This is a genomic window from Haloferax larsenii, from assembly GCF_024730625.1.
Taxonomy (GTDB): Archaea; Halobacteriota; Halobacteria; order Halobacteriales; family Haloferacaceae; genus Haloferax; species Haloferax larsenii.
The window spans coordinates 71,697-87,328 of sequence record NZ_CP078064.1; the positions used below are offsets into that span (position 1 = coordinate 71,697).

Genomic DNA, 15,632 nt, shown 5'->3' on the forward strand with positions numbered 1-15,632 from the left:
CCAACTACAGCAGGCCAGCGACGACCAAAAGCGCGACTGAAACAGCACTTGCACTGCCGAACCATGGGCGCGCTGCAGCCGCCACGTTCGCACCAGACTGTTCGTCAGTGGGGGCAGATAGTCGTCTCAACCCAACGCCGAGGAGCACCGACAGGAGAAGCCAGAGACCGAGCATTGCGAGGACGAGGGTTCCTCTGCTCGTCGATTGGAGTGATTCGAACGTGTAGAGCGTTCCGGCCAGATGCCCGCCAGTGGCCATCAGCAACACCACCGACGCAATCGTGAGATAGGAGAACCGCCGGGCGATGAGTGAGATTGCCTGTGTCGAGAGCAGGCCTTTCCGAGCGGCTGGAAGGACGGCACCAGCAATCACGAGTGTGCCGCCGGTCCAAACCGCAGCAAAGAGAGTGTGGATGGAAAGCACGATGTCGAGCATCGACATCATGGCCGTCCCTCCGGGGGGAGATGCATTTGGAACGCGCTGTTCTGATAGGACAATCGAGTGTGTCTGTCGCGGATAATCATCGTCACCACCGAGTTCGACGACGGGAGATAAACACCGCTGGAAGGGTCCCAAGATGTGGGACAACTGGGAGAGGGACAGGATACTCGAAACGTGCAGACAGTCTTACTAGTCTAACGTTCTGGGACAACTCCATACACCTAAACCGACGCGGGTACCAAGACGAGAGTACCAGACGTCGTTTCCGAGCACCGATACACGACACCTTTCCCGAATGACTGAAAAATATCTCACTCCACGTCGGCTCTCTTTGATACCAACACGTGCGAATAGGACCGAAACGGCAGCCAAGATGGGCCAAGGGACAACCGAGAACGAAGACGAACCACCCGTATCTACGGTACTGCAGTCACTGGAGGACGACAAGTGTCGGGTGATACTCGAAGCGCTCCGCGAGCCGAAATCTGCGAGTGAACTCCAGAATAGCTGTGAGTTGCCGCGCTCGACGGTGTATCGGAAACTCGAACGGCTCAGCGACGCGGCCCTCGTCAAAGAGTACACGGAGATTCGGCGCGACGGGCCGAACGCGACGCTGTACGAACGGGATTTCACCGACATCTCCATCAGCATCGACGACGAGGACGAGTTCGAAGTCACAATCAACAGACCGACAGGCGATGCAGAAGACCGTATGGCTGCATTCTGGTCCGCGATGAAGGACGAATCATGACCGAGAGTATCATCTACCTCGTCGGCGGCGTCAAAATCGCAGCACTCCTCCTCGGGAGCGTCGTCACTTGGTTAGCGTATCGGGCGTACCAGCGAACCCAAATCGAAGGGTTGCAGTACTTCGCACTGGGCCTCCTCGTCATCACGATTGGAACGTTCCTCGTCGGTATTCTCCACCATATCTTCCACGTCCCGAGTATACAGGGAATGCTCTACGAGAGCATCATCGCCTGTGTCGGGTTCGTGGTCATGATTTACGGTCTCTACGGGCAATAGCCCGCGTTAGGGGGTGAAAGTCCGTGGTCACGGTTTCATCGAATCGAGAGCAGGCAGTACTTCCTGAGCTACGTACGACGGCGTTCGTCTCGTAGTTGTCCCACGTTTTGGGACGCCTCCTTCGTTCCTTATCGACAGTACGCGGAGGATGTAGTGATGAAGGATACAAGGATACCACACAGTCGGTCGTGCTTCATCTCACACCGACCACGGAATCGGCGGGAGGCAGGAGCGCGATGAGACGAACGGTCGCTTCCAGATTCAGTGAGGTACTCGTCGAGCGGAGTGTACCCGTGATTGTCCTCGTGCTTCTCCTGACCGCCGCGGTCGGTGCAGGAGCAGTGCTTGGAACGACACCAGAGCAAGATATCGACCAAACGGGAATCGATTCCGAAGAGCAGGCTGCACTCGACCGTATCCAAGCGACGTACGAAACCGACGATACAATGGTGAGTCAAATCGTCGTCAAGGATACCGACACAGACGTTCTCAGCCGCGAGTCCTTACTGCGGAGTCTTCGAGTACAACGAGAGCTACGCGAGGACGAGTCGATTAATGCGACACTCCAAACGAAAGCAGGCATCGTCGGAATCGAGAACGTCGTCGCCACCGCCGCGTACGCTGCGGACCGACAGGCCGCGAACGCGGAAAGCAACACAGGACTACAACAGTCTGAGACGCGGCCAGTTGCACCGTCGCTCGACGAACAAATCGAGGCGCTCGAATCGCGCTCACCAGCAGAAGTGGCGACACTCGTCGAGCGCGTGCTCGATTCAGGGACGACCACACCCGGTCGCGACCCAACGAGATTCCTCCCGTCGTCCTATCAGTCGGGGACGACCGACGTCGACGCGAGGGTAACGTTCGTCTTTCAATCACCCGAAACTCCTGGCGCAGGCGAGACTCCACAGGAAGCCTACGACGCACAAGTGGCGATAGCGACAGTTGTCGACGAGCGGTTCGAAAGCGCGTTCGTGTTCGGTCGCGGGATTGTCGATTCAGCCTCGTCACAGGCTGTCGGAGACAGTTTCGTCATCATCACACCCATCGGGCTCGTGCTCGTGCTTCTGGCGCTCAGTATCGCGTACCGTGACCTCGTCGACGTCGTCGTGAGTGTGTTCGGTATCGCCATACTGCTGGTCTGGGTCAGTGGTATCCAGGGCTGGCTGGGAATTCCGTCGAGTTCGATACTCATCGCAGTCCCGTTCTTACTCGTCGGGTTGAGTATCGACTACTCCCTTCACGTGGTGATGCGCTACCGCGAAGCGCGTGCCGGGAATAACAAGGACGAACAACCCACCGCAGCGCCACGAGACCCAAAATCGGCCATGCGAGTCGGGATGGCGAGCGTCGTCGTCGCACTCGCCACCGCCGCGTTCACGACCGGAATCGGGTTCTTCGCGAACTACGGGAGTCCGCTCGGGTCGATTCGGGACTTCGCAGTGCTGAGTGGAACCGGTATCGTCGCGATGTTCGTCGTCTTCGCGGCACTCGTCCCGGCGCTGAAACTCGAAGTCGAGAAGCGACTCGTCCGTCTCGGACGCCCTCGCGAGAAGACCGCTGTCGGAACCGAACCGGGACCGCTCGAAGGAGTGCTTTCGCGCATTGCAGTCGTGTCCAGACGGGCACCTCTCGGAATTCTCGTCGTCGTGCTGCTTGTGGCCTCGGCAGGAGCGTACGGCGCGACCGGACTGGATACAGAGTTCAACCAAGCTGATTTCTTGCCGCAGGACGCTCCCGAGTGGGCGAAATCGCTTCCAGAACCGTTCGAGCCGAGCGAAACCGACGTCCGAAGCGACCTCGAATATCTAAGCGAAACGTTTCATCCAGAGGGGCAGAATTCGGAGGGACAGATACTGATACGCGGGGCGGTGACGTCACCTGACTTCCTCACAGCAGTCGATGAGTCGAGCGGTAGGGTAAACAAAGGTGGGACAGTCGCCCTCGACGCCCGTGGGAAAGCGATGGGCCAGAGTCCAGTTTCCGTCCTGCGGTCTGTCGCCGCCGAAAACCAGACCCTCGCGACAGCAATCGACGACCGAGACGACGATGGAGACGGCCTTCCAGATTCGAACGTCTCAGCGGTGTACGACGTTCTGTTCGACGTCGCCCCGGAGCGAGCAGCGACAGTCCTACACCGGACGGAAAGCGGCTCCTACGCCTCCGCTCGGATGGTCGTCGGTGTGAAGTCCGACGCGACAGCCCAGTCAGTCGCGGGCGACGTTCGAACCATCGCGACGGGAATCCAGTCTGGTGCGCCAGTGACCGCAGTCGCAACCGGTGGCCCGGTCATCACAGCCGTGGCGCAGAACGCATTGTTCGAAACGTTGGTGACGGGGTTCGCAGTTACGATAGGCGTCATTTTCGTCTTCCTCGTGGGTCTGTACTGGTGGCGGTATCGTGCGCCGGGGCTCGCGTTCGTCTTCCTCGTTCCCGTCGTCCTCGCGCTTGCGTGGCTGCTCGGTGCAATGTCGGTGCTCGACATCCCGTTCAACAGCGAGACGGTCGTCATCACCAGTCTGGCTATCGGGCTCGGAATCGACTACACCATCCACCTCGGTGAACGGTTCGTCGACGAGCGCAGTCGGGCGTCCTCACTCGACGACGCGCTATCTGCGTCCCTCACGGGGACTGGTGGAGCACTGTTCGGGAGCGCACTCACGACGGCCGCAGGGTTTGGCGTGCTCGCCCTCGCGCTGTCGCCTCCACTCAGACGGTTCGGAATCGTGACTGGGTTGAGCATCGTCTTCGCGTTCGGGGCGTGCCTGACAGTGTTACCGAGTCTGATCGTGCTTCGTGAACGCCTCGTCGGCGAGGTCATCAGCTAGGCAGGTCTACGACGAGGCCACACTGCCTGCTACTGGCAGTCGAACGCTCGGTCAGCCATCGACCAAAACGACCACACACACCCCAGCGACCGCAGTTGCACCACCAGTTGCGACAAACGGCACGGCGAAGCCGACTGTCGAGAGGACGCCGGTAACGACGGGGCCGACCGCGAATCCAATGCTGAAGGCGGTTGTTACGAACCCCATCTGAAGACCGGTTCGACCGGCGTCGGCCAAGTCCGCGGCGAGTGCGTAAACTGGGGCGATGACACCGGCGAGCGCGACACCGAGCAGCGCGCGCAGCGCCACGAATCCCCAGAGCGTCTGGGCGAAGCCCATCAGTGCGACGAGTGGTGCGCTGAGAAACAGTCCGGCCGCGATGAACGCCATCCGGCCGAAGCGGTCAGTCGCACGACCGACTGGAATCTGAACGACGAGGCGAGTAATCGTGGTACTCGCGAAGACGAGTCCGAAACCCGCTTTCGACCCGCCGATTCGTTCCAAAATCGGCATCTCCATCGAAATGACCGCAGAGACGCCAATCATGACGGTGATGACGGCGACGACGAGTCCGCAGAACGACCGCGCCTGCGACCACGAGGAGAAGACGCGTCCAGAGTCAGCGTCCGCCGTGTGTTCGTCCGTCTCGTCGCCTGCGGTCGAAACGTCGGGGACGCCGACTCGAATTACCACGACCATCGCCACGATGAGCACTGCACCGAGGGTGAAGGTGGCCTGAAGGCCGTATGCGTCGGCGACTGCACCGCCGACGATTGGTGCGACCCCCCAGCCGAGAGTTCGAAGCGACGAGAAGAACCCCATCGAACTACCGCGGGACTCACCGACAGTGAGCCGTTCGAGAAGCGCCATCAGCGCCGGTGTCGAAATCGCGAGTGCGACGCCGTGGAGTGCGCGTACCGACAGCAACACGCCGAGTGACCCGGTGATACCGTACGCGTAAATGACACCGGCAGTGACGAGCAATCCGGCCTCGACGAACGGTTTTCTGGCACCGATTCGGTCCGAGAAGTGCCCCATCGGAAGTTGAACCGCAGAGCGAACGACGCCGAAGACGGCGAAGAACACGCCGACCTGCACCTCTTGAGTGACGCGAATCCCGGCGACCGTCGCAGGAACCATCGGCGACTCCACACCGGCCACGAGCGGAGCCAAAAGCGGGATAATGAGCCCAGCACCGAACGACGCCCCTGCCTGCGAGATCGACAGAATGGCGAGGCTCCGAGAGATACCCCACCGCTCGACCACAGCGGTAACGAACCTCGACCGCCACGACGCGCCGGACTCCAGAGACATCAGTCGGTGGACAAAGACGTGCGTTCGGCGAGTGTGTTCATCGAGACGCGTCAGTCGTCGCTTCGAGGTCGCTCCCGATGCGTTCGATATCGTCGAGGAGCGACTCGACGTCAGCCCACGTCGCTCGGGGGTTGAGCAAGGTGAACTTCAGACTCGCGACACCATCGACCTCGGTACGAGCGACGACGGCACGGCCCTCGTTCAGGAGGGCGTCCCGAATGCGCTCGTTGAGTGTGCCGACGTACTGGTCTGTGTCGGTATCGGATGGAACGTGTTCGGGCACGTATCGGAAGACGACCGCGTTCAGTGTCGGCGTGTGAAGACACGCGAACCGGTCGCTATCTTGCAGATACGCCGCGGTCTCCGAGGCCAGTTCGAGGGTCGAGTCGACGAGTTCCGCGAGTCGCTTTCGACCCAGTGTTCGGAACGTCACGTAGGGTTTGAGGGCGTCGAACCGGCGAGTCGTCTGGACCGACTTCGAGACGAGGTTCGGGACGCCAGCCTCGTCGTCCGATTCGGGGTTGAGGTACGCCGCGTGTCGCTGAATATACTGGTAGTTCGTTCCGTCCTGCAGGAGGAACGCACCGCAGCTAATCGGTTGATAGAACAACTTGTGGAAGTCGACGGCGATAGAGTCAGCACACTCGATGGCGGCCAGTTTCTCGTGGTGCGTGTCGCTAAATGCGAGTGCGCCACCGTAGGCGGCGTCGACGTGGAACCACAGGTCGTGTTCGTGCGCGCGAGCAGCCAGTTTCGGAAGTGGGTCGATGCTGCCGAAATCAGTCGTTCCGGCAGTCCCGACAAGCGCGAAGGGAACGAGGTCTTCGTCGTCCAACCTGTCGAGCGTCTCGTCGAGCGCGTCGACTGACATGCGGTGTTCGTCGTCGGTCTCGATAGACACGACCGCGTTCTCGCCGAGTCCCAACTGCGCCGCCGACTGTTTGGCCGTGAAGTGGGCGTCTGCCGAGCAGAGAATCCGTAGTCGGTCGGCCTCCGGGGGCAGTCCGTCTTCGGTCACCCAGTGGTCGAACCGCTCGTCCGCCACCTTGTTGCGGGCCAAGAGCAGCCCCATGAAGTTCGACTGCGTGCCGCCGCTCGTGAAGACGCCGTCGGCTTCGTCGTCGTATCCGAACGTCTCAGCCAGCGTCTCCACCATCCGCTGTTCGAGGATGGTCGCCGCACCGCTTTGGTCCCACGAGTCGAGCGACTGATTCGCAGCCGTCAGCAACACCTCGGCCGCGAGTCCCGGAATCACCGGCGGGCAGTGAAGGTGCGCACCGCATGCGGGGTGCGCAACGCGAATCGTCTCCGCGAGAATCTCCTCGGAGACGTGGTCCAGTGTCTCGTCGAGTCCCACGCCCTCCTCGGGAAGGCAGTCGAACGAAGCCAGTTGCGCTTCGACGGCTTCCGGGCTCGCACCCGTGTACGGCGAGTCGGCCTCGCCGAACGCCTCGGCGACGATATCGACAGACTGCTCGATTGCGTCACGGTAAGACTCGGCTCCGACCTCGCTCCCGAGGAAGAGCGAATCGACAGACTCTGCGTCGGAAGCGGAGCGAGACTCGGGCGGAGCATCGAGCGACTCGTGGCTCATGCTGCCCCCTGGAGTGGCTTTCGAGCCTCGACCGCAGCGCGGACCGCCTCGTGGAATCGGTCGGCAATCTCGTCGATGTCGGTCTTGTTGACGATAAGCGGCGGGAGGAACCGAGCCGTACAGCTGTGCCGGCCGCCGAGTTCGATGATAAGACCGCGGTCGAAGCACTCCTCTCGAACCCGCTTTGCGAGTTCTGGATTTTCTGGGTAGTATCCCAAGGAATCTGGCTCGCCAGTCGGGTCGACGAACTCGACGCCGAGCATGAGTCCGCGTCCGCGGACGTCGCCGACGACCTCGTAGTCGCGGTCGAGGTCTTCGAGGTGGTCACGCAGTCGTGCACCCATGTTCGCCGCATGGGTGTGCAAGTTGTTTTCGACGACGTGTTCGATTGTGGCCCGACCGGCAGCCATCGCGACCTGATTCCCGCGGAAGGTTCCGGCGTGCGCACCGGGCTCCCAGACGTCGAGGTCCTCGCGGTAGAGGACGACAGAAAGCGGGAGGCCACCGCCGACAGCCTTCGACAGGGTGACGACATCGGGGACGATATCTGCGTGCTCGAAGGCGAATAGCTCGCCCGTGCGCCCGAGTCCCGTCTGAATCTCGTCCACGATGAGCGGGATGTCACGCTCGCGAGTGATGCGGCGAATCTCTCGCGCCCACTCGTCGGGGGCGGGAACCGCGCCACCCTCGCCTTGGACGAGTTCGAGAATCATCCCCGCGGGGTCGACGATACCCGACGACGGGTTGTCCAGCAAGCGTTCGACGTACTCACTGGAGACGCGGTGTGACTCGTCGCCGCCGATACCGAACGGACATCGGTATGCGTACGGATACGGCAGGTGGTGAACGTCGCTCATGAGTCCCGGAACGGACTCTTTGGGACCGGTGTCACCCATGAGGCTGAGCGCCCCGTTTGTCATGCCGTGATACCCGCCCTGGAACGCGAGCATGCTCCGGTTTCCGGTTGCAGTCTTCGTCAGTTTCATCGCCGCTTCGACGGCGTCGGTACCGGCGGGACTACAGAATTGAATCTTCGCGTTGTCGGCGAACTCGGAGGGAAGGCTGTCGAAGAGTTCGTCGACGAACGCCTCCTTGACCGGCGACGTGATGTCGAGTGTGTGGAGCGGGCGTGTCTCCGAGAGCACTCGCTCGATTGCGTCTGTGACCACGGGGTGGTTGTGGCCGAGCGCAAGTGTACCCGCCCCTGCGAGACAGTCGAGGTACTGGTTCCCGTCCATATCAGTGACCGTGATACCACGGGCCTCGTCGATGGCGAGCGGGAGGTGACGTGGGTACGTCCGCGCGTTCGACTCCCGGACTGCTTGTTGGCCCAGGAGGCTGTCGTCCGATGCGTCCACGTACTTCATCGGTTCTCACCCACGGTGTCGCCGTGGTTCGTCCGAACTGTGATGCCTGCCAATTGTTGCTGCATATGTTTTAGGCTAGCCTAAACCAATGTAATGCGTTTCGGTTTTAGGTTGGCCTAAAGATATTTGTGCAGTCCCCTACAACTGTTGGAGTTGTCGTCGTGAAGCGGTGCTCGAAGCCACGGTGGGAGGTCGTAGATTGAGTGGGGTGGATGAGGTTGAGTGGAATGAGAGGAGATGGATAAGAGGAGATAGGAGATGGGAGAAGATAGGATAGGATAGGATAGAATAGGATAGAATAGGATAGAATAGGATAGGATAGGATAGAATAGGATAGGATAGAATAGGATAAGAGGAGAGAAGATGGGCTGCGACGAGTGGTGGAAAACGGGAGACAATTCACCAGTCACTGGCCTTCGTATGGGGAACCACAGCAGAACAGTTGATAAGATAGTACACAAGCAGATGCAGAAAGATAGGAGGAAGACAACGAGAGATAAAACTGAATGTCGAAATTAGTCAGTTAGAACTCACATTCAAAAACATTGGTGATTCCAGACACACATCTTAAATCAGAGTACATATAGAGAGGATACTTCATCAGCAGGCATTCAAATTCAGTGTTTGGGACCAGAGCAGAGAAATTTGATAGTATACATTTCTTGAGGTTTCCTGTCTACAGTTGAATTCTAGTTTCGGGAGAGACAATTCGTGAGGGGAAAACACATAGTGTCACCTAGATAGTAAACACTCCCCAATAGTGTTCTAGTTATACAACTACACCAAATGACCCCATTACAGACATACGTGTGTAAATGGTAATTACCAACTACAAACAACACAACCTTCGTTTGTTCACGAAGTATCTTCGTCCGTCCACGGCGTCCGTCGTGGCCGGACTATCACGTCAACAGACTAAAACTTGATTATCCAAGCTGGTGAATGGGTGAGTGTGATGTACAACCACATCCTCATCCCTATCGACGGGAGCGATGGGTCCATGCGCGGTGTCGAGTACGGCCTCGATATCGCACAGAAGTACGGCGCGACTGTGCACGCACTCTACGTCGTCGACCGGCGAACGTACGGCGATACGCCGGCACTTTCGAGTGACGAGTTGTTCTTCGAGCAGGTCGAAGACCACGGTGAAGAGATGCTCGGGGCAGTCGAAGAGAAAGCCAACGAACTGGGACTCGAAACAGTCACTGTCTGTAAGCGGGGGCTCCCGCACGAAACCATCCTCGACTACGTGGAAGAACAGGGAATCGACCTCATCGTGATGGGAAAACACGGCCACTCGGATTTCGAGCTTCCACACATCGGAAGCTGTACAGACCGCGTGGTTCGGTCGGCGAAAGTTCCGGTCCACCCAATCTGAGCGGTGCGACCGAGAACCGTTCAGTTCACTTTCTCTGACGCCTGCTTGACCCAAGCGGTCACGCGCGAAACCGGCACGTCGATAGCGTCTGCAATCTCCGGTGGGTCGGCCGCAGCCAATGCGGCCACAGACGGGACTCCCGCGTCGGCGAGCCGTTCCGCATACGTCGGTCCAACACCGTCGATGGCTTCGAGTCCGCCTGCGTGAGCGCCGTTCGACTCATCTCCCTGCGACCCGCGCGGTTCGTCCGGGGAGTCAGGTGTATCCTCGTGTGGCTCGCCTGCCGAGTCGGTTGCATCCTCGTGTGACTCCTCGGCCGTCGTAGGTTCGTCTTCAGCCTTCGGCTCTGGTTCCTGCGAGTGGGTTGGCACCGAACGCTCGGCGAACCAGTCACTCACGGCTGGCCACAGGTCTCTGTGGGACCGCGACGAGACAGAGAGGCCGATGTGTCCAGTCGCTCCTTCGATGACGTCCGTGTCCTCGCTCGGAACGAGGTCGTTGAAGGGTTTGCTCGCCTCCGGTGGGATGAGGTGGTCGTACTCTCCCACGATTTGAACGATGGGCATGTCGAGTCGTGAGAGGTCGATGTGCTTTCCATCCAGTTCGAGTTCGTTGTTGGCGAGTTTGTTGCCCTGATAGACGTCCTCCAAAAACTGCGTATACGTCGCGCCCGCGACGTCGATACCGTCTGCGAGCCAACGCTCCATCCGGGAGAAGTTCTCCACGAAGGACTCGTTTTCCACGTTTTCGAAGAACCGGACGTACTTGGTGACGAAGTTTTCGACGGGGTCCATCAGCGCGAATCCGACGTCGAGGAACTCCGAGGGAACGTTGCCGAACGCGCCAGTGACGGCCGACGGTGAGTAGTACTCTTCGTCACCCCACTGTTCGAGAACGCCACCCGTGTCGTCGAAGACGAGTCCCGCAGCCATCAGCCCGAGGTTCTGAACCTTCTCGGGGAACAGCGAGGCGTACATCACGCTCATCGTGCCGCCCATACAGTATCCGAGGAGGTTGATGGAGTCCTGTCCGGAGCGGTCGCGAACGACGTCGACGCAGTTGTCGATATACCGCGAGACGTAGTCGTCGAGCGTGAGGTGTCTGTCGAGCGGCGACGGCTCACCCCAGTCGATGAGATAGACGTCGAACCCCTGTTCGAGAAGCGTCCGAACGACGCTTCGGTCGGGCTGGAGGTCGAGGATGTACGGCCGGTTGATGAGCGCGTACACGATGAGAATCGGCACGTCGTGTTGTGTCTCGGTCTGTGACTCGTAGTGGAGGAGTTCGAGTTTGTTCTCCTCGTAGACGACCTCGCTCGGGGTTTGCCCGACTTCGACCTGAGACATCGTTTCGGTACTTTCGGAGGCAGACGCCGCCCTATCGATGAGTTTGGCGGCCTCCTCCCACTGGCGTCGCTGCAGGTCCAACGTGAATGTCACCGGTGTCATTCCTCCACGTCCATCGCATCGAGGATTCGGTCGAGTTTTTTCTCGACGGCGTGCTGACGACGTTCGAGTTCGACGAGACGTTTCGCGACTTCGTCGATATCGTCCTCCGTGGCGAACCCGAGCGTGCGTAACGTCGATTGTGCGGCCTCGTCGACCTCTTGTTGCATTTCGAGGACATCCTCGACAGTCTGTCCAGTCGCGGCAGCGAACGCCGAGGTACCCATCACTTCTTTGAACGCCTCGTTCGCCGAGTTCAGCCAGATATCACGGAACTCGTTGAGAGAGACGTCCTCGCCCTCGAACGCATCACTCGCACGCTCGAACTGTTGTTCAGCAGCCTCCATCCACACTTCGTACGCTCTGGAGTAGCCATCGAGCCCCTCGTTCAGTTGCTCTGAAGACATTTCAGGCGTCTCGTCGAGTACGTCGAACCAAGACTCGACGAACTGCGCTTGGGCTTCGAGGTTGCGTTCGAGTGCCGCAATCATCGTCTCGTTCATCTCTTCTGCATACATCGTCCACTCGTCGCCGGATTGTCTTGACATTGTTATGATGTACTTTCGGCCGGGGTAAAATAGTTCCTCAGCGAATTACTCTGAGGCGTCTGGCGTGACCTGTGCCGAGGCCTCTTCTGCGTCGTGCAGGCCTTCGAGGTAGACGTCAGTCGCCTCGTCGAGGTACTCGACAGAGTGGTCCATGAACTCGTCCATGGCCTCTGCGTTCTCCTCGAAGCTCTCTTCCATGACCTCCCAAGTCTCGGCGGTCATTTCGTCGATGTTGTCGAACTGGTCGTCCATCATCCCCTTCATGTCCGCGTACATGTGGGCGTCTCCCGGCATCGCCGAGTCCATCATGTCGAGATACGACTTGAAGGCGGTCCGGGCGAAGTCGGTTCCCTTCCGGTTGACCGACTGTTGTGCCTTCATGCCGTCGACCATCATCCGGGTTAGCTGTTTTTGGAACTCGATGCCCTGATGCATGCTTCGCTGCGTCTGTTCGATTGAACGGCGCTGCATCTGGAAGAACTGTGCGAACGGATTTGCTTGCTCACTCATTTGAATCACCACGTGGTTGTTTGATTGGGACGACGAACGCTTGGACCAGGTCTCCTTCCTCGATGTCGAGAGCGTCGCGCTCTGCGTCGGGGATACTGATTCGGCCCCCACTCTGCACGCGCGTCTTGAACACTGCCGTCTGCAGACTCATCGACCCGAGGTCGGGGAAGTCACCCATCGGGGAACCGTCCGACATGCCCGAACCCGCCGTCAGTAATTCTTCGAACAGTTGGAGTTGCTGCTGGGTGAACTCTTCGCTGGCTTTCTGCATCTGTGATGCGAAAAGCGCCGGCGGCCAACTCGCATCGTTTGCGTCGTTCGTCATCTCCTATCAGCCTGTTGTGGCCAAGACAACAAATAGATTCCCATAGATACCATTTGATGGCAACAGATGGTATTAGATGGGTCCAAATGTCTCGACGTGTCATTAAATTCACTCGTTGAGAGGTGTGAACACACCGAAGTGAATAAGTTGGGTGGGTGCTGACCGCAGAAACGACCGTAGAGCATGCCCCGCGAGAACACCGCCCCAGACAGAACAACGCCTTCCCCGTCGACAGGAATGCAACAGCTGACGAAATCGTGGCTCCGCGCCTCGGACCACCTAGCAAACAGCGTCCTGGAAGCAAACCGCGCGACGCTCGCCGCCCTCGGTTTCAGTAACGGTGGCCAAAGCGAGAAGAGACAGACGAAACCGAACGTCGAGTCCGTCGCGTACGACGAACAGGACTGGACAGACACGAGAACCGTCGAAACGCCCGAAGACATTCAGCCGGGCGACGTCGTCACGTTCTCCAAGACTATCAGCGAAGAGGACGTCCACTCGTTTGCGAGAGCGAGCGGCGATACGAACCGGCTCCACTTGGACGACTCGTTCGCATCGGAAACGCGATTCAAAGGCCGTATCGCCCACGGAACCCTCGTCTCGGGACTCATTAGCGCAGCCCTCGCCCGCCTCCCGGGAGTCGTCGTCTATCTGTCCCAGGACACCCGGTTCCTGAGTCCCGTCGAGATTGGGGAGCGACTCACTGCCGAAGCCGAAGTCGTCGAAGTGCTGGACACGGACCGCTTCCGCCTGTCGACGACGGTGACGAACGAAGACGAAGAGGCCGTCATCGATGGCGAAGCAGTCGTGCTCGTCGACCCGGCCCCAGACGGAGGCGAGTAACCAGACCTGCGACCGGAGGTATCCACTCTGCAGGCCCGTGGTCGAGACAGTCACGACTCGTACGCAAAGAGACTCACTCTACGCCGAGTACGTGGATACTCCGGAAAATGTGAGCGTGCAAAGAGTTTTTGCGAAGTTCAACGTAGTGACAATCCCAGCACCTCGACTGGTAGAACTCGATATGACCACGAACACAGACGAAGCAAAGCACGTGAAGTTATTCCTCCGCGCCGACGCGGAGGTCGGCGTGGAGCGTACGAAAGAGGCAGCAGTCGAGAAGCTTGCAGAACTCGACGCCGCAGGTCGAATCGACGACTACGACGTCCACGTGTGGGGCCGTGAACTACGTGCCGACGGACCTCTCACGGATACAGGACACGGAGCCGAATTGCTCGGCTACGTCGAGGCGTTCAGAGAGTGGGCGAGAGAACACGACGTCTCGTTCGAATCGACATTCAAGGAGCGCACCATCGAGTCCTCGTTCGCCGACGAACAATACGAAGTCGTCTCGCTGCCCACTATCTGTATCGCCATCTACGAGGGCGAACAGGTAGCCAGCGTGTACCCCTGCCACACCGGAGAGCAGGACTGTTCGGCCGTCGAGTACCTCGAAACCTTCGAGAGCAAACGGCGACTCTCTACTCCGCCGGCTTAGAGTCGAGTGAATTTCGATACGTTCTGCGTCAATCCTTCGCCATATTCGTGACAGCCGTGCACATCCAACACATTTGGTTGAGGAACATAGTCAAACGACTAAGTATCATCAATCTAACCGGAGAAATTACTATATGCAATGACGGCGAGTTAACAATTGAAGTGGCGTAAGACTACCACGCAGGCGATACGTCCGACGCGCCCCGAGATATCGAGTATAGAACAGGGGCGAGACAGACTCGTGTGCGAATAGTGACTACTACACAAAAATGAACGATTTGACAACGCAAACGTGCCTGGTGACGGGTGCATCGAGGGGAATCGGTCGGGGAATCGCGACGGAGTTCGGAAAGGCGGGGGCAAACGTCGTCGTAAACTATCGCAGTTCCGAGGCCGAAGCGTACGACGTCGTCGACGAAATCGAGGAAGCCGGTGGGACCGCCATCGCGCTGCAGGCGAACGTCTGTGAGTTCGACGAAGTAGCGGCGATGCGCGACCGGATTCACGAGGTTCTCAGTCCAGTGGACGTACTCGTGAACAACGCGGGCATCACCGTCGACCGGACGTTCGACAACATGACACGCGAGGAGTGGGACCGCGTCATGGACGTCAACCTCGGCGGCGTGTTCAACGCGACGAAAGTCTTCTACGACGATTTAAAGCAAGCCGACCACGGCCGTCTCATCAATATTTCGAGCGTCGTCGGCCAACAGGGCAACTACGGGCAGGCCAACTACGCGACGACCAAGAGTGGATTGTTCGGGTTCACTCGTACCATCGCGCTCGAACTTGCCCGGCACGACACGACGGCTAACTGTGTCGCACCCGGGTTCACGAAGACGGACATGCTCGCCGACGTTGGTGAGGAAATCCAAGACAAGATTCGCCAACGGATTCCGTTGCGGCGGTTCGCCGAGGTGGACGATATCGCCGGTATCGTCCGATTCCTCGCCAGCGAAAAGTCGGACTACATGACCGGGCAGGTGCTTGGTGTCAACGGCGGAATGGAATGGTGACGATGTACACTGAAGACCCCCGACTCCCGTCGTCGACACCGTCGTTAGACGCGGACGAACAGCTAGACTGGCTCGTCGAGCCGGTCCCCGACACACTCACGTCGTCGCAGACGAAGCTCGTCTACCTCTACCTGTCAATCCGGCGTGGCGGTACCGTCGAAGAGCTCCGAGACGCACTGGGGATGAAAACAATCACGCTCTATCCGGTCTTGGACCATCTCGTCGGCCTCGGACTCGTCGACCGAGACGACGACCGGTACGTGCTGCAGGCAGCCTGAAACGCCGAGCGTCGACCGACTTCTTTGAGCGACTGCGACGGAGCGACGGCGACGGAGCGACTGC

General features: G+C 59.2%; 16 protein-coding genes. 8 read left to right on the forward strand and 8 right to left on the reverse strand.

Annotated elements, in window-relative coordinates; genetic code table 11:
- Positions 1-4 precede the first annotated feature (4 nt).
- Positions 5-445 carry a CopD family protein gene (locus KU306_RS16155; protein ID WP_007542246.1) on the reverse strand — a complete coding sequence of 147 codons (441 nt, stop codon included), beginning with the start codon at positions 443-445 and terminating at the stop codon, positions 5-7.
- A 370-nt stretch (positions 446-815) separates the two neighbouring features.
- On the opposite strand from KU306_RS16155, the gene KU306_RS16160 reads away from it, so the two are divergent.
- The 3 genes from KU306_RS16160 (at position 816) to KU306_RS16170 (ending at position 4,296) form a co-directional block, all read left to right on the forward strand.
- A complete protein-coding gene (locus KU306_RS16160; protein ID WP_007542247.1) occupies positions 816-1,193 on the forward strand; it encodes a winged helix-turn-helix domain-containing protein in 378 nt (125 codons plus the stop codon).
- Positions 1,190-1,468, forward strand: a complete 279-nt coding sequence (locus KU306_RS16165; RefSeq protein ID WP_007542248.1) for a DUF7521 family protein — start codon at positions 1,190-1,192, stop codon at positions 1,466-1,468. Before KU306_RS16160 ends, KU306_RS16165 begins: the two co-directional genes overlap by 4 nt.
- Positions 1,469-1,704: 236 nt before the next feature.
- Positions 1,705-4,296, forward strand: a complete 2,592-nt coding sequence (locus KU306_RS16170; RefSeq protein WP_258303606.1) for an efflux RND transporter permease subunit — start codon at positions 1,705-1,707, stop codon at positions 4,294-4,296.
- 51 nt (positions 4,297-4,347) lie between these two features.
- Here the strand turns inward: KU306_RS16170 and KU306_RS16175 are convergent, their stop codons facing one another.
- The 3 genes from KU306_RS16175 to KU306_RS16185 are packed head-to-tail and all read right to left on the reverse strand — an operon-like array spanning position 4,348 to position 8,571.
- Positions 4,348-5,610 carry an MFS transporter gene (locus KU306_RS16175; protein ID WP_007542250.1) on the reverse strand — a complete coding sequence of 421 codons (1,263 nt, stop codon included), beginning with the start codon at positions 5,608-5,610 and terminating at the stop codon, positions 4,348-4,350.
- Positions 5,611-5,647: 37 nt separating this feature from the next.
- Complete coding sequence (locus KU306_RS16180; protein ID WP_258303607.1) at positions 5,648-7,204, reverse strand: pyridoxal phosphate-dependent decarboxylase family protein; 1,557 nt, start codon at positions 7,202-7,204, stop codon at positions 5,648-5,650.
- Positions 7,201-8,571: a diaminobutyrate--2-oxoglutarate transaminase gene (locus tag KU306_RS16185; RefSeq protein WP_258303608.1), complete on the reverse strand. Its 1,371-nt coding sequence runs from the start codon at positions 8,569-8,571 to the stop codon at positions 7,201-7,203. The genes KU306_RS16180 and KU306_RS16185 overlap by 4 nt, the downstream gene beginning before the upstream one ends.
- 955 nt (positions 8,572-9,526) lie before the next feature.
- Between KU306_RS16185 and KU306_RS16190 the strand changes: the two genes are divergently transcribed.
- Entirely contained in the window at positions 9,527-9,949 is a 423-nt protein-coding gene (locus tag KU306_RS16190; RefSeq protein ID WP_007542253.1) for a universal stress protein, read from the forward strand.
- A gap of 20 nt (positions 9,950-9,969) precedes the next feature.
- Here KU306_RS16190 and phaC read toward each other — a convergent pair whose 3' ends face one another.
- The 4 genes from phaC to KU306_RS16210 are packed head-to-tail and all read right to left on the reverse strand — an operon-like array spanning position 9,970 to position 12,777.
- Positions 9,970-11,397: a class III poly(R)-hydroxyalkanoic acid synthase subunit PhaC gene (phaC, locus tag KU306_RS16195; protein ID WP_258303609.1), complete on the reverse strand. Its 1,428-nt coding sequence runs from the start codon at positions 11,395-11,397 to the stop codon at positions 9,970-9,972.
- On the reverse strand, positions 11,394-11,942 hold the full coding sequence (locus KU306_RS16200; protein ID WP_258303610.1) for a poly(R)-hydroxyalkanoic acid synthase subunit PhaE: 549 nt from the start codon (positions 11,940-11,942) through the stop codon (positions 11,394-11,396). The genes phaC and KU306_RS16200 overlap by 4 nt, the downstream gene beginning before the upstream one ends.
- A gap of 45 nt (positions 11,943-11,987) precedes the next feature.
- The gene (gene phaP / locus KU306_RS16205; RefSeq protein WP_007542256.1) at positions 11,988-12,452 is read right to left on the reverse strand and encodes a PHA granule structural protein PhaP; all 465 of its coding nucleotides are present in this window, start codon (positions 12,450-12,452) and stop codon (positions 11,988-11,990) included.
- Positions 12,445-12,777 (reverse strand): AbrB/MazE/SpoVT family DNA-binding domain-containing protein, encoded by a 333-nt coding sequence (locus KU306_RS16210; RefSeq protein ID WP_007542257.1) that lies wholly within the window; start codon positions 12,775-12,777, stop codon positions 12,445-12,447. Before KU306_RS16210 ends, phaP begins: the two co-directional genes overlap by 8 nt.
- Positions 12,778-13,014: 237 nt before the next feature.
- On the opposite strand from KU306_RS16210, the gene KU306_RS16215 reads away from it, so the two are divergent.
- The 4 genes from KU306_RS16215 to KU306_RS16230 all read left to right on the forward strand — a co-directional run bounded on the left by KU306_RS16215 (position 13,015) and on the right by KU306_RS16230 (position 15,568).
- A complete protein-coding gene (locus KU306_RS16215; protein WP_007542259.1) occupies positions 13,015-13,620 on the forward strand; it encodes a MaoC family dehydratase in 606 nt (201 codons plus the stop codon).
- Positions 13,621-13,801: 181 nt separating this feature from the next.
- On the forward strand, positions 13,802-14,275 hold the full coding sequence (locus KU306_RS16220) for an HTH domain-containing protein (protein ID WP_258303611.1): 474 nt from the start codon (positions 13,802-13,804) through the stop codon (positions 14,273-14,275).
- A gap of 268 nt (positions 14,276-14,543) precedes the next feature.
- Complete coding sequence (locus tag KU306_RS16225) at positions 14,544-15,290, forward strand: beta-ketoacyl-ACP reductase (RefSeq protein ID WP_049918723.1); 747 nt, start codon at positions 14,544-14,546, stop codon at positions 15,288-15,290.
- Between the two features lie 2 nt (positions 15,291-15,292).
- On the forward strand, positions 15,293-15,568 hold the full coding sequence (locus KU306_RS16230) for a hypothetical protein (protein WP_241429850.1): 276 nt from the start codon (positions 15,293-15,295) through the stop codon (positions 15,566-15,568).
- The last annotated feature ends 64 nt before the right edge of the window (positions 15,569-15,632 follow it).

Bases quoted from the DNA above. Each gene is read 5' to 3' on its own strand.
- KU306_RS16220 (WP_258303611.1), top strand. From the start codon at position 13,802: ATGACCACGAACACAGACGAAGCAAAGCACGTGAAGTTATTCCTCCGC.
- KU306_RS16225 (WP_049918723.1), top strand. From the start codon at position 14,544: ATGAACGATTTGACAACGCAAACGTGCCTGGTGACGGGTGCATCGAGG.
- KU306_RS16215 (WP_007542259.1), top strand. From the start codon at position 13,015: ATGCAACAGCTGACGAAATCGTGGCTCCGCGCCTCGGACCACCTAGCA.
- KU306_RS16160 (WP_007542247.1), top strand. From the start codon at position 816: ATGGGCCAAGGGACAACCGAGAACGAAGACGAACCACCCGTATCTACG.
- KU306_RS16185 (WP_258303608.1), bottom strand. From the start codon at position 8,571: ATGAAGTACGTGGACGCATCGGACGACAGCCTCCTGGGCCAACAAGCA.
- KU306_RS16210 (WP_007542257.1), bottom strand. From the start codon at position 12,777: ATGACGAACGACGCAAACGATGCGAGTTGGCCGCCGGCGCTTTTCGCA.
- KU306_RS16155 (WP_007542246.1), bottom strand. From the start codon at position 445: ATGATGTCGATGCTCGACATCGTGCTTTCCATCCACACTCTCTTTGCT.
- KU306_RS16180 (WP_258303607.1), bottom strand. From the start codon at position 7,204: ATGAGCCACGAGTCGCTCGATGCTCCGCCCGAGTCTCGCTCCGCTTCC.
- phaC (WP_258303609.1), bottom strand. From the start codon at position 11,397: ATGACACCGGTGACATTCACGTTGGACCTGCAGCGACGCCAGTGGGAG.
- KU306_RS16175 (WP_007542250.1), bottom strand. From the start codon at position 5,610: ATGTCTCTGGAGTCCGGCGCGTCGTGGCGGTCGAGGTTCGTTACCGCT.
- KU306_RS16165 (WP_007542248.1), top strand. From the start codon at position 1,190: ATGACCGAGAGTATCATCTACCTCGTCGGCGGCGTCAAAATCGCAGCA.
- phaP (WP_007542256.1), bottom strand. From the start codon at position 12,452: ATGAGTGAGCAAGCAAATCCGTTCGCACAGTTCTTCCAGATGCAGCGC.
- KU306_RS16190 (WP_007542253.1), top strand. From the start codon at position 9,527: ATGTACAACCACATCCTCATCCCTATCGACGGGAGCGATGGGTCCATG.
- KU306_RS16200 (WP_258303610.1), bottom strand. From the start codon at position 11,942: ATGTCAAGACAATCCGGCGACGAGTGGACGATGTATGCAGAAGAGATG.
- KU306_RS16170 (WP_258303606.1), top strand. From the start codon at position 1,705: ATGAGACGAACGGTCGCTTCCAGATTCAGTGAGGTACTCGTCGAGCGG.
- KU306_RS16230 (WP_241429850.1), top strand. From the start codon at position 15,293: ATGTACACTGAAGACCCCCGACTCCCGTCGTCGACACCGTCGTTAGAC.